The sequence below is a fragment of the Streptomyces vastus genome (assembly GCF_039532825.1).
Classification (GTDB): Bacteria; Actinomycetota; Actinomycetes; order Streptomycetales; family Streptomycetaceae; genus Streptomyces; species Streptomyces vastus.
In genome coordinates, this window is sequence record NZ_BAAASJ010000027.1 from 30,649 (window position 1) to 43,726 (window position 13,078).

At 70.3% G+C, this 13,078-nt stretch carries 10 protein-coding genes and 2 pseudogenes; 7 read left to right on the forward strand and 5 right to left on the reverse strand.

Annotation, left to right across the window (positions count from 1 at the left end; genetic code table 11):
* Window positions 1–113: 113 nt before the first annotated feature.
* The 5 genes from adhE to ABD357_RS12535 form a co-directional block, all read right to left on the reverse strand.
* Window positions 114–2,789 carry a bifunctional acetaldehyde-CoA/alcohol dehydrogenase gene (gene adhE, locus ABD357_RS12515; protein WP_344389800.1) on the reverse strand — a complete coding sequence of 892 codons (2,676 nt, stop codon included), beginning with the start codon at window positions 2,787–2,789 and terminating at the stop codon, window positions 114–116.
* Window positions 2,786–3,163: a hypothetical protein gene (locus ABD357_RS12520; protein ID WP_344389951.1), complete on the reverse strand. Its 378-nt coding sequence runs from the start codon at window positions 3,161–3,163 to the stop codon at window positions 2,786–2,788. The genes adhE and ABD357_RS12520 overlap by 4 nt, the downstream gene beginning before the upstream one ends.
* Window positions 3,164–3,745: 582 nt before the next feature.
* Complete coding sequence (locus tag ABD357_RS12525; protein WP_344389801.1) at window positions 3,746–4,162, reverse strand: hypothetical protein; 417 nt, start codon at window positions 4,160–4,162, stop codon at window positions 3,746–3,748.
* Between the two features lie 144 nt (window positions 4,163–4,306).
* The gene (locus ABD357_RS12530) at window positions 4,307–4,558 is read right to left on the reverse strand and encodes a DUF2933 domain-containing protein (protein WP_344389802.1); all 252 of its coding nucleotides are present in this window, start codon (window positions 4,556–4,558) and stop codon (window positions 4,307–4,309) included.
* Window positions 4,559–4,611: 53 nt separating this feature from the next.
* A complete protein-coding gene (locus ABD357_RS12535) occupies window positions 4,612–4,872 on the reverse strand; it encodes an SHOCT domain-containing protein (protein ID WP_344389803.1) in 261 nt (86 codons plus the stop codon).
* Window positions 4,873–5,243: 371 nt separating this feature from the next.
* On the opposite strand from ABD357_RS12535, the gene ABD357_RS12540 reads away from it, so the two are divergent.
* From ABD357_RS12540 to ABD357_RS12570, 7 genes and pseudogenes are all read left to right on the forward strand, one after another.
* Window positions 5,244–6,842: a multicopper oxidase family protein gene (locus ABD357_RS12540; RefSeq protein WP_344389804.1), complete on the forward strand. Its 1,599-nt coding sequence runs from the start codon at window positions 5,244–5,246 to the stop codon at window positions 6,840–6,842.
* Between the two features lies 1 nt (window position 6,843).
* A pseudogene (locus ABD357_RS12545) lies at window positions 6,844–7,049 on the forward strand (response regulator transcription factor); the annotation flags it as partial.
* 135 nt (window positions 7,050–7,184) lie between these two features.
* Complete coding sequence (gap, locus tag ABD357_RS12550) at window positions 7,185–8,213, forward strand: type I glyceraldehyde-3-phosphate dehydrogenase (protein ID WP_344389805.1); 1,029 nt, start codon at window positions 7,185–7,187, stop codon at window positions 8,211–8,213.
* Between the two features lie 431 nt (window positions 8,214–8,644).
* Window positions 8,645–9,997: a sigma-54-dependent transcriptional regulator family protein gene (locus ABD357_RS12555; protein ID WP_344389807.1), complete on the forward strand. Its 1,353-nt coding sequence runs from the start codon at window positions 8,645–8,647 to the stop codon at window positions 9,995–9,997.
* A gap of 41 nt (window positions 9,998–10,038) precedes the next feature.
* Window positions 10,039–11,559, forward strand: a complete 1,521-nt coding sequence (locus ABD357_RS12560) for an aldehyde dehydrogenase family protein (RefSeq protein WP_344389809.1) — start codon at window positions 10,039–10,041, stop codon at window positions 11,557–11,559.
* Between the two features lie 50 nt (window positions 11,560–11,609).
* A pseudogene (locus ABD357_RS12565) lies at window positions 11,610–11,939 on the forward strand (DUF779 domain-containing protein); the annotation flags it as partial.
* 66 nt (window positions 11,940–12,005) lie between these two features.
* Window positions 12,006–13,046 (forward strand): zinc-dependent alcohol dehydrogenase, encoded by a 1,041-nt coding sequence (locus ABD357_RS12570; RefSeq protein ID WP_344389936.1) that lies wholly within the window; start codon window positions 12,006–12,008, stop codon window positions 13,044–13,046.
* The last annotated feature ends 32 nt before the right edge of the window (window positions 13,047–13,078 follow it).

A 13,078-nucleotide genomic window follows, 5' to 3' on the forward strand; every position in this document is an offset into this window, starting at 1 on the left:
GACAGGGAGGGGCGGCGGGGCCGTGGGCAAGGGCCCCAGAGGGTCGATCAAGCATCGGTTCGATCTCGCCTCGCTGGGGACGCCTGGCCCACGGCTCCGCCGTCCGACCGGTCCTACTCGCCGGGTGTGCCGGCCGCTCCGTAGTAGGCCGCCTGCATGAGCTGCTGCATGTCGTCGAGCATCGGCATGCGCGGGTTGGCCGGCGCGCACTGGTCCTCGTAGGCGTTCATGGCCTCTCGGGGCAGGGCGTCGAGGAAGGCGCGCTCGTCGATGCCGAGGGCCTGGAAGGACGGTTCGATGCCGACGGTGTCCCGCAGGCGTTCCACCGCGGTGGCGAGGGATTCGACGCCTTCGGCGGGGGTGGTGGCGGACAGGCCCAGGGTGCGGGCGATGTCCTGGAAGCGTTCGGGGGAACGGTAGTTCTCGTACTTCGGCCAGCCGGTGAGCTTGCTCGGCACGGTCCCGTTGTAGCGGATGACGTGCGGCAGCAGCACCGCGTTGGTGCGGCCGTGGGCGATGTGGAAGGTGGCGCCGAGGGTGTGGGACATGGCGTGGACGATGCCGAGGAAGGCGTTGCCGAAGGCCATGCCGGCGATGGTGCCGGCGTTGTGCATCTTCTCCCGCGCCTCGGCACTGCCCGCACGGTCGTTCACCGCGGCGTCGAGGTGGTCGAAGATGAGCCGGATGGCGTGCAGGGCCGGGCCGTCGGTGAAGTCGTTGGCGTACACCGACACGTACGCCTCGATGGCGTGGGTGAGGGCGTCGAAGCCGCTGTCGGCGGCCAGCGCCGGGGGCAGATCGTCGGTCAGCAGCGGGTCGACGATGGCCACGCTGGGGGTGAGCGCGTAGTCCGCGAGGGGGTACTTCTTGCCGGTGGCGGGGTCGGAGATGACGGCGAACGGAGTGACCTCCGCACCCGTGCCGGAGGTGGTGGGGATGCACACCAGGCGGGCGAGGCTTCCGAGGACCGGGAAGCGGAAGGCCCGCTTGCGGATGTCGGAGAACTTCTGCCGCATGTCCGCGAAGTCCAGGTCCTTGCCGGCGGCCTGCTGCTCGTACAGCAGCCACATCACCTTCGCCGCGTCCATGGGCGAGCCGCCGCCCAGCGCGATGATCGTGTCCGGCCGGAAGTCGCCCATCAGACGGGCGCCGCGCTGGACGGAGTCGATGCTCGGCTCCGGTTCGACGTTGTCGATGACCTGGAGGGTGACCGGCTCGTGGCGGCGTTGCAGAACGCGGCTCACCCGGTCGGTGAAGCCGAGCCTGGTCATGGTCGCGTCGGTGACGATCGTGACGCGGTGGACGTCCGGCATGGAGGCCAGATAGCGGATGGCCCCCGGCTCGAAATAGATCTTCGGCGGGACCTTGAACCACTGCAGGTTGTTGCGCCGGGTGGAGACCCGCTTGACGTTCAGCAGCTGGGCGGCGGACACGTTGTTGGACACCGACGTGCTTCCCCAGGAACCGCAGCCCAGGGTCAGCGACGGCAGCAGGCTGTTGTAGATGCCGCCGATCGCGCCTTGCGAGGAAGGGGAGTTGACGATGACCCGTACGGTCTTCATCCGCATTCCGTACGCCTCCGCCACCGCGCGGTCCTCGGTGTGTACGACGGCACTGTGGCCCTGCCCGTGGAAGGCGACCATGTCGGCGGCCAGGTCGAAGCCCTGTTGTTCGGAGCCGGCGCGCAGCACGGCGAGGACCGGGCAGAGCTTCTCGCGGGTCAACGGCTCGTCCGGGCCGACCCGTTCTGCCTCGACCAGGATGATCGAGGTGCCCTCGGACACGCTGAAGCCGGCCTGCTCCGCGATCCATGCCGGGCTCTGCCCGACAGCCGCCGCGTTGACCTTGGGTTCACAACCACCGCCCGCGGCCTTGTCGGTCGGGAAGAGGAACGCCTCCAGCTTCGCCTTCTCCTCGGCCGTGGCCACATAGGCGTGCAGGGCACGGAACTCGGCCAGCGCCTCCTCGTAGATCTCGGTGTCCAGGATGACGGCCTGCTCGGACGCGCAGATCATGCCGTTGTCGAACGACTTGGACAGCACCAGGTCGTTGACGGCCCGGCGCAGCTTGGCGCTCTTGTGCACATACGCCGGAACGTTGCCGGCGCCCACACCGAGCGCGGGCTTCCCCGCCGAGTACGCGGCCTTCACCATCGCGTTGCCGCCGGTCGCCAGAATCAGCGACACCCCCGCGTGGTGCATCAGCGCGCCGGTCGCCTCGATGGACGGCGTCTCGATCCACTGCACGCAGTTCTCCGGCGCGCCCGCGGCGACGGCCGCGTCCCGCACGACGCGGGCCGCCTCGGCGCTGCAGCGCTGCGCGGAAGGGTGGAAGGCGAACACGACCGGGTTACGGGTCTTCAGCGCCATGAGCGCCTTGAAGATCGTGGTGGAGGTCGGGTTGGTCACGGGTGTGACCGCGCACACGACGCCGACCGGTTCGGCGATCTCGATCATGTCGTCAATGTCGTCGCGGGCTATGACGCCAACGGTCTTCATGGGGCCCATGCTGTGCGTGACGTGCTCGCACGCGAACATGTTCTTGGCGGCCTTGTCCTCGAAGAGGCCGCGGCCGGTCTCCTCCACCGCGAGCCGGGCCAGCGCGGTGTGCTGGTCGAGGGCGGCGACCGACGCCTTCTTCACGATGTGGTCTACCTGCTCCTGCGTCAGCGCCTCGTAGTCGGAGAGCGCCTTCAGCCCGTTCGTGACCAGTCGGTCCACCGCGATGGCGGTCTCGGACGGCGCGCCGCCCGGGGCGGCGGCTCGGGTTCGGGCGTCCTGTCGGGTCATGGGGATTGCGCCTCCGTCGTCGAGGTCATGGGCCGGAAGACCGGCAACTTGCCGTGTGAGGAGCGGCATCGCGAGGGATCCGTACCGCTCCCAGTACCACCGTCCCGCAGGCGGGAGCCGCCACCCAGGCGCCGAAGGTCCCGGCCGGGGCCCGACCGGCCCCGGATCGCCGAGGCCGGTCGGCACCTGATGGCGAGGTGTGCCGGATCGAGAACTGGGGCGGGCAGCAGCGTGTCGTACCCGAGCTCGCCGTCACCGTCCTCGCCGGTCACGGCGACGGTCCTGCGCTCCGGGTCCACCGCGGTGACGCGCGCCACGCGCAGCCGCGCCCCGGCACTGGTGCGTGCGGAGCGCGACCGGTGTCCCTTGCGCACGGCCCCTGCGGGCCGACGGATCCTTGCATGGGGACGTGCTCCTGCGGTGGGCATCGGGGGCCGGAACTCGCGGGTGATGGCGGCCGGTCCGGCCGCTGCTGTCCCGTTGGGCTGTCCCGGGTAGCCGGCCCCCCGATGCCCCTTCAGCCTCTCGCACACCGCCAAGGTGGTGCAGGGGCCAACTGGTCCCGAGCCCCCGGGCCGAACCGCCCTCTCCTCGGCCGCACTCGGTCCGGGTACGGAAACGCCACACAGAAGGCCAGGAAGGCCGGCCCGCCGCGCCGCGGGGCGACGAGGACTGCAACCATCAAGCGGGGTACGACAGTTACCGCGCCCACTGTCACGACGGCGGCAGCCGCTCAGAGCGCGGCGGCGATGCCGAATGTCACCGAGGCTGAGGTGCGTGACGGTGCGGCCCGGCCTGACCTGGCCAGTTCTGTAAGCCCTGGCGCCAAGCGGCGTCGGCGTGGTGAGGCCGAGAGCGCCGTTCTGTGCGCTTTAGTCTGCACGGCCCAGCGCGCAGTGGGTACTCCTGGAACGGCGCCGCGGTCCAGGCCCTACATGGATCGATGCCCCAGCGTGTCACGCCGAGCGGGTGTCCGGCCGTCCCGCCGGGGCTTCGGCCGGTTGCCCGCCGCGCCAGGGCGGGGTGACCGGCCGGTGGGCGGCGTTGCCCCCGTGGGCCGCTCGCTCCACCTGACGGCGCAGCCGGTCCTGCAGCCGGTCGGTGACTTCCTGGCTGGTGGCCTCCTGCGCGTGAACGACCACGACGCTGCGGCCCACCCGGAGGTCGGCCACGGCCGACCACGGGTGCTCGGCGTGATGGGCCGCCGCCTTGGCGATCCTCACCTCGCCGGTGACAACCGGCAGCCCCGGCCGGTTCACGACAGCATCGATCTTGGAACGGGCGTACGCGAGGGCCTCCTCACCGACCTCACCTTCGGCCCGTACCTGGACAACAGCTGCGGTATCCCGGGCTCCAGCGTCCCTGCCAGTCATGCCGACCACTCCTTCTTGTTCTCGTTCTCTGCCGGCTCCAGCCTTTCGCCGAGACTGGCCGTGGCCCCAGGGCCGATCGGCCCCGGCGGACGGACCGTGGGTCCCGTCGTGATCACGGCCGGCTCCCGGCCTGGGCCTGGGCGGTCAGGCCCGCCGAGGCCCGGTGTGGTGGTCGTGCTTGTGCAGCGGGTCCTCGTCGCGGTCGGCGTGGCCGTGGCCGTGGCCGCCGTGCATGTCCTGGCCGTGCATGCCGCGCATCATGAAGAACATCATCAGCGGGCAGGCAACGACGAGGGCGAGCCAGACGAGGGTGGCGAGCGGCGCGCCGAGAGCCATGGCTCCGACCACGACGATCGCGAGGGCGATGGCGTACAGGCCGTAGTTGCGCTTGTTCATCACGGGCCTCCTTCATCAGAGGGCATGGGCCGCCATCGGGTGCGGCCGGTGGTTCAGGGTTTGGTGAGGGGTCCGGCATGCAGGGCGTTCAGGCGACGCCGGTACTCGTCTTCGTCGATCTCCCCGCGGGCGAACCGGTCGCCGAGGATCTGCTCGGGTGTGGGCGCGGCCGAAGTGTGGGTGTGCTCGTCGGGCCGGTTCACCGCGCGGAAGAACAGGACGGCCGCGGTGATGATCAGCGCCCAGAAGAAGATCATGCCGGCCGACATTGCGAACCAGCCCCATCCGCTGAGGTCGTGGTCATACCAGAACATCGCCATTCACCTGCTTCGTCTGTGTCGGCGATCGGGTGCGGACGTAGCGGTCCGGCGCCCTTAGGGATCTGTTGTCCTCAATCGCATAGTGGCTCAGTGAGGGTGCGGCGGTCTGGGGCCGGATGGTCCCGACCGGGGGACTGTTCAGCCCCTACCGGGTGCGGGTACCCGGCGTTGAGGCTGGAGGGGCGAGCTGGAACGAGGCGAAGCCGTACGAGGCCAAGCCCGGACGGTTGCCCGCCGGGACGATCAGCCGCGCGCCACCCGACCTGTCGGTCCTCTCCCAACCGCGCATCTAGGCCGCGCTCACGGCACCCGTGTGCCGTCTCTGCCGCGACCCCCATGCCAGTTCGAACAAGAGGACTCACATCGTGAACAGCATCAACCGCCGCTCTGTCCTGCTCGCCGGACTCGGCGCCGCCGGCGCGGGCGTGCTCTCCGCCTGCACCGACTCCGCCAGCACTACCCCCGCCCTGGTCAGCCCCTCAGATTCCGCCGTCGCCGCGGCCGAGAAGAAGCGGGCCGGCACCGGAAGGCAGCACAAGATCACACTGACCGCCGCGCCCGCCACGATCGACCTGGGCGGCGGTGTCAGGGCCAAGACCTGGACCTTCGACGGCCGCGCGCCCGGCAAGGAGGTCCGGCTCACCGCCGGAGACACCCTGGCCGCCGAACTCGCGAACCAGCTGCCGGGCAAGACCACCACCTCGATCCACTGGCACGGCATCGCCCTGCGCAACGACATGGACGGCGTACCCCCGGCCACCCAGACCGCCGTGTGCGCCGGGAGCACCTTCACCTACCGCTTCATCGCCGACGCCCCCGGCACCTACTTCTTCCACCCCCACGTCGGCGTCCAGCTCGACCGCGGCCTGTACGCCCCGCTGATCGTCGAGGACCCGCGCGAGCCACTGGCGTACGACGACGAATGGGTCATCGTCCTCGACGACTGGGTCGACGGCGTCACCGGTACCCCCGACGAGGTCTTCGCCGAACTCAAGCAGGGCATGGGCGGCATGGACATGGGCGGCGACTCCGGCTCCGGCACGGAGAGCCACGACATGCACAACATGGGGAACATGAGCGACGACGCATCCCCGTCCGCCTCCGCCTCATCGGGTGGGATGTCGTCGAGGTTCATGCTCATGGGCGCTGAGAGCGACCTGCTCGGCGGTGACGCCGGCGACGTGAAGTATCCCTACCACCTGGTCAACGGCCGTGTGGCGGCCGACCCGGACGTCTACACGGGCAAGCCCGGCCGCAAGGTGCGCCTGAGGATCATCAATGCGGGCAGCGACACCGCTTACCGCGTCGCCCTCGGGGGCCACAGGATGACGATCACCCACACAGACGGCTTCCCCATCCAACACCGACAGACGGACGCACTTCTGGTCGGCATGGGCGAGCGCTACGACGTACTGGTCACCCTCGGGGACGGCGTCTTCCCCCTGGTCGCCCTGGCCGAAGGAAAGAACGCAAACGGCCTGGCCCTCGTGCGCACGGGTTCGGGCAGCGCGCCCTCGGCCACCGTACGGCCGAAGGAGCTCAGCGGCACGGTCATGACCGCGTCTCGGCTCCGAGCGGCCGACGACGTGCGACTGAAGTCCGCCAGGATCGATGTCACGCACCAGGTCAAGCTCACCGGCGGCATGATGCACTACAACTGGGCCATCAACGGCAAACCATTCGGCATGGCCGACTCGGACGCCAGCCCGATCCTGATCGAGGAGGGCCAGCGGGTCCGGCTCGACTTCGTCAACGACACCACCATGTGGCACCCGATGCACCTGCACGGCCACACCTACCAACTCGGCGACTCCGGCCCACGCAAGGACACCGCCATCGTGCTTCCCAAGAAGAAGCTGTCCGTCTTCTTCGACGCCGACAACCCCGGTCAGTGGATGCTGCACTGCCACAACGCCTACCACGGCGAGGCCGGGATGATGACGAACGTCGGCTACCAGGCATGACGTCACCAGCCGGGAGCAGGAGATCCTCGCCCTGATCGGCGAGGGGCTGACCAACCGCCAGATCGGCCAGCGGCTCTACCTCGCCGAGAAGACCGTCAAGAGAACCACATCTCCCGGCTACTGGCCGAACTCGGCGTGGAGCGCCGCATCCAGGCCGCGGTCATCGCCTCCCAGGTCCAGGAGCGGCCCAAGCGCGACGGGGCCTGACAGTCCGTACGGCATCGAGTTCCCCCGGGCCGAACGTCCCTCACCTGGCCCCCGGGCGGCCCAAGCCCGATCCGATCCCCTGCCGGCAGGCTGGCAACGCACACCAGAAGCGGATCGATCGGGAGGACAACGGACATGAGCGTGCGCGTGGGCATCAACGGCTTCGGCCGCATCGGACGCAACTACCTGCGCTGCGTACTGGAGCGCGCGGAGACCGGGGCGGGCACGCCCGTCGAGGTGGTGGCCATCAACGACATCACCTCGCCGGCGGCCCTGGCCCACCTCCTGGCGTACGACTCGACCTATGGCCGCCTCGGCCGCACCGTCGAGCACGACGACGACTCGATCACCGTGGACGGGCATCGCATCGCGGTGACCGCCGAACGCGACCCGGCCGCGCTGACCTGGGGCGAACTCGGTGTGGACGTCGTCATCGAGTCCACCGGTCGCTTCCGCAGCCGCGAGGACGCCGGACAGCACCTGAAGGCCGGCGCGCGCAAGGTGCTGCTGTCCGTGCCGGGCAAGGGAGTCGACGCCACCGTCGTCATGGGCGTCAACGAAGGCACCTACGACCCCGACCGGGACCACGTGGTGTCCAACGCCTCCTGCACCACCAACTGCGTGGCGCCGATGGTGAAGGTGCTCGACGAGCAATTCGGCATCGACAAGGGGCTGATGACCACCATCCACGGATACACCAACGACCAGGTGGTTCTCGACGGGCCGCACAAGGATCTGCGCCGCGGCCGTACCGCCGCAGTGAACATCATTCCGACCAGCACCGGCGCCGCCCGCGCGGTCGGCCTGGTCCTGCCGGAGCTGTCCGGCACCCTGGACGGCATCGCCGTACGCGTGCCGGTCGAGGACGGCTCCCTGACCGACCTGACCCTGGTGCTCAACCGGCCCGTGAGCGCGGACGAGGTCAACGCCGCGTTCCGCGAGGCCGCCGACGGGCCACTGAAGGGCATTCTGCGGGTGTCCGACGCCCCGATCGTCTCCCGCGACGTCGTCGGCGACCCCGCCTCCTGCGTATTCGACGCTCCGCTCACCCAGGCGCACGGCAAGCTGGTCAAGGTCTTCGGCTGGTACGACAACGAGTGGGGCTACACCAACCGGCTGCTCGACCTCACCGAGTACGTCGCCGCCCGGCTCCCACAGAGCTGACAGACCCACAACCGACAGGTGGCATGGGGCCGCCGGGCCGGACACCGAAGCCGGTCGGCGGCCCCATGCCGCCGCGCAATTCGCTCTCGGGGTGCTGTCGCCGACCTTGGCGGCACTTACTCGTGGACCGACGCCAAGGCCGTCGGGCGTCAGCCCAGGATGGGCGGGGTCGTCCTCGGCGCCGGCGTGCTCGGCCAGTGCACGTCGGCCATGAACACTGACGTCGGCGCCCACGCCCTCGCCCTGCGCGACATGCCCGCCCGCTCCTGCGTCCATACCCGACCTCGCACTCGGTGGGGTGGCCGTGCGTCATGGCCGGAGGCCCAAGCGTCCCTGGCACAGGGGTCGTTCGGCCCCTGCACCCTTCCCCGGAATACGGGTGAGGCTGGTGCGACCGGACTGGAGGAAGGCACGTGGGAGGTGCTGGCCGCATGGATGCTTTCACCGCCACCTCGGCATCCGCGCTGCGTTCCGCGCACGAGCGGTTCATGACCTCGCTCGGAACGCCGGAGGGTGTGCGGCGCCTGGTGGCCGACTCGTGGCAGCGCTGCGCGGCGGGCGGCGTACGACCCGACGGCAGCCGTCTGCCGCCGCTGCGCGGGACGGCCGAACAGCTTTCGACTTACCGGCGCACCCACCCGCTGGTCACGGTGCTCCCCTTGTTCCGGGAGCTGCTCGGGGCCGGTGCCGCGGACGACGGACATGTCTTCGCGGTCGGTGACACCGACGGCACCTTGTTGTGGGTCGAGGGCGACACCGCGGCTGTGGAGCGTGCCGAGCGGATGCACTTCGCCGAGGGCGCCGTGTGGTCGGAGGCGCAGGCGGGGACCAACGCCCCAGGACTGGTACTGGAGTTGGGGCAGCCCGTCCAGATCGTGGCCGGCGAGCACTACAGCGCTGCAGCGCACGACTGGTCGTGTGCCGCCGCCCCGATACGTGACCCGGGCACCGGCCGGGTGCTCGGTGTCGTCGACCTCTCCGGCGGCGGCACCATCGCCACGCCCCCCGCTCTTGCCGCGGTCCGGGGTGCCGCGCTTGCGGCCGAGGCGGAACTCGCCCGCAAGCTGACCGCGCCGGCGGTACTGCTCGGTCCCGACGGGCGCGTGGTGCGTCCCAAGGACGCGGCCTGCCCAGGACGGGACGGCGTCGTACGGCTGAGGGCGCTGGGCCGGGACAGCGCCCTGCTGGAGTGCGCGGGGCGCGTCCACCGGCTGAGCCCGCGGCACAGCGAGATCGTGGTCGCGCTCGTCCTGGAGGGCCGCGGCGTGGCCGGTGACCGGCTCGCGGTGGACCTGTCGGAGCGCGAGTTGTCCCCTTCGACGCTGCGGGCCGAGCTGACCCGGCTGCGCACGGTGCTCGGTCCCGCCCTGCTCGGGTCACGGCCGTACGCACTGCTGAGCCCGGTGCGGACCGACTTCGCCGACGTGACCGCGCTGCTTGCCGAGGGACGGGTGGGCGAAGCGCTGGCCGGCTACCCCGGTCCGCTGCTGCCGCGCTCCGAGGCGCCGGTTGTCGTGGAGCAACGGCGTGGCCTGGAGCAGCAGTTGCGCGGCGCCGTGCTCGGTAGCGGCGACGCCCGGCTGCTCCGCCGCTGGGTGGACGCGGCCTGGGGAGCCGACGACGCTCCTGCGTGGCAGGCGCTCGCCGGCGCGCTCCCGGGCGGTTCGCCGCAGCGCGCCGCAGCGGCGGCCCGGGCCCGCGCACTGGACACCGAGTCCTCTCTCCTTCCCCGACTGCCGCAGGTCCGACGGCATGCAGCGTTGCTGCAGCGTTCCGGTACCTAGCGTGCTGAACATCACCACAACCCTCACGAAAGGTGACGATCATGAGGTACGAGCCTCCGGGCAGGACGGGCAGTCCCGTCGACGTCGCGCCCCGGTACGAGAACTTCATCGGCGGCAAGTGGGAGGCGCCCACCACGGGTGAGTACTCCACCAACCTGTGCCCCGCCACCGCCAAGCCGATCTGCGAGGTCCCGAAGTCAGGACCCGAGGACATCGAACTCGCCCTGGACGCCGCCCACTCCGCGAAGGACAAGTGGGGCGAGGCCTCCACCACGCAGCGAGCCGCGGTGCTGAACGCGGTCGCCGACGCCATCGACGCGCACCGCGAGGAACTCGCCGTCGCCGAGAGCTGGGACAACGGCAAGCCGGTCCGCGAGACCCTCGCCGCCGACATTCCGCTCGCCGCCGACCACTTCCGCTACTTCGCGGCCGCGATACGCGCCGAGGAGAGCTCGATCACCGAGGTCGACAAGGAGACGATCGCCTACCACTTCCACGAGCCGCTGGGCGTGGTCGGCCAGATCATCCCGTTCAACTTCCCGCTGCTGATGGCCGCGTGGAAGCTGGCCCCGGCGCTCGCCGCCGGCAACGCCACCGTGATCAAGCCCGCGTCGCCGACCCCGTGGTCGATTCTGAAGCTGATGGAGGTCATCGGCGACCACCTGCCGCCGGGCGTCCTCAACGTCGTCAACGGCCCCGGCGCCCAGATCGGCAAGGCGCTGGCCACCAACAAGCGCATCGCCAAGGTCGCCTTCACCGGTGAGACCACCACCGGCCGCCTGATCATGCAGTACGCGGCGCAGAACATCATCCCGGTCACGCTGGAGCTGGGCGGCAAGTCGCCGAACATCTTCTTCAACGACGTGGCCGCCGAGGACGACGACTTTCTCGACAAGGCCGTCGAGGGACTCGTCCTGTACGCGTTCAACAAGGGCGAGGTCTGCACCGCCCCCTCGCGTGCCCTCATCCAGGAGGACATCTACGAGGAGTTCATGGCCCGCTGCCTGGAGCGCATCCGCGCCATCAAGCAGGGCGACCCGCTCGACCCCGCCACCATGATCGGCCCCCAGGTGTCCCGGCAGCAGGTCGAGAAGATCGCCTCGTACGTCGAGATCGGCCTGAAGGAGGGCGCGGAGCTGCTCGCGGGCGGTCACCGTCCGGCGATCGGCGGTGAGTTCGCGGACGGCTACTTCTTCGAGCCGACCGTCCTCAAGGGCCACAACAAGATGCGGGTCTTCCAGGAGGAGATCTTCGGCCCCGTCCTCGCGGTCACCACCTTCAAGGACGAGGCCGAGGCCCTGGAGATCGCCAACGACACGCTGTACGGCCTCGGGGCCGGCGTGTGGGGCCGCGACACCAACCGCAACTACCGGATGGGCCGCGCCATCAAGGCCGGCCGAGTCTGGACGAACTGCTACCACCAGTACCCGGCGGGTGCGGCGTTCGGTGGCTACAAGGTCTCCGGCATCGGCCGCGAGACGCACAAGATGATGCTCGATCACTACAGCCAGACCAAGAACCTCCTGGTCAGCTACGGCACCAAGCCGCTCGGGCTGTTCTAGCCGATCCAGCGATTCCAGCGATTCCAGCGGATCCGAAGGGGTGCACCGACATGCCCGCGAGGCTAGTGAACGGCAACTCCGGGCGCGTCACCGCCACCCGGGCGGCGCACCGGGCCATCAAGGCCCTGCGCGCCGCCCACGGCCGGCCGGTGATGTTCGTCCAGTCCGGCGGCTGCTGCGACGGCAGCGACCCGATGTGCTTCCCCGGCGGCGAATTCGCCCTCGGCGAGGGCGACATGATGCTCGGCGTCCTGGACGGCGGCACCTTCCACATCGACGCCGACCTGTACGAGGCGCTCGGCCGCCCGCGCTTCGTCCTGGACGTCGAAGAGGGCACACCGGGCGGCTTCTCCCTCGCAGCAGGGGACGGGCTGCGTTTCGTCACACGGATCGAGGAACCGGCAGAGAGCCGGCTTCCGGCATACAGCCCAGTTGAGGAGCAGATCATGAAGGCAGCAGTCGTCACTCACCTCGGGAAGCCCCTGGAGATCCAGGAACTCCCCGTCCCCGAGCCCGGCCCCGGCCAGGTGCTCGTCCGTATGGAGGCCTCCGGCCTCTGCCACACCGACATCCACGCGGCCCACGGCGACTGGCCGGTCAAGCCGCAGCCGCCGTTCATCCCGGGCCACGAGGGCGTAGGCCCCGTGCAAGCCGTCGGCGAGGGCGTCAGCACCGATCTGGTCGGCTGGGGGCACCGCCCGGACGGAGTCTGGGGGAGGGTCGCCATCCCGTGGCTCGGCTCGTCCTGCGGCACCTGCCGCTACTGCGTCTCCGGCTGGGAGACCCTCTGCGAGAGCCAGGTCAACTCCGGCTACTCCGTGGACGGTTGCTACGCCGAGTACGCCGTGGCCGACGCGGGCGCCGTCGTCCCGGTGCCCGAGGGCGTGTCGTCGTTCGACGCGGCGCCGCTGACCTGCGCCGGCGTCACCACGTACAAGGCGATCAAGGTCGCGCGCGTCGTCCCGGCCGAGCGGGTCGCCATCTTCGGCGTCGGCGGCCTCGGCCACCTGGCCGTCCAGTACGCGCGGCTCGTCGGCGGCTTCGTCACCGCCGTCGACCTCGAACCCGACAAGCTGGGCCTGGCCCACAAGCTCGGTGCCGACCAGATCGTCAACGCCCGTACGCACGACCCGGTCGAGGAGATCAAGAAGGCCGGCGGCGCGGACGTGGCCGTCGTACTGGCCGCGAGCGCCAAGGCGTTCGAGCAGGCCTACCGGTCCCTCAACCGGGGCGGGCGCTTGGTGATGGTCGGCCTGCCCGCCGACAACGCGTCGATCAACGTGCCGATCTTCGAGACCGTGCTCAGCGGGATCTCCGTCATCGGCTCCATCGTCGGCACCCGTCAGGACCTGTCGGAGGTGTTCGCGCTGCACGCCGCGGGACGCACCCAGGTCATCGCCGAACCGCGACGCCTGGAGCAGGTCAACGAATCCTTCGACGAGGTCCTCGGCGGACGGGCCGAAGCGCGGCTCGTCTTCGAGTTCTGAGAGTTCTGTGGCCCGGCACCACCGGGTCACAG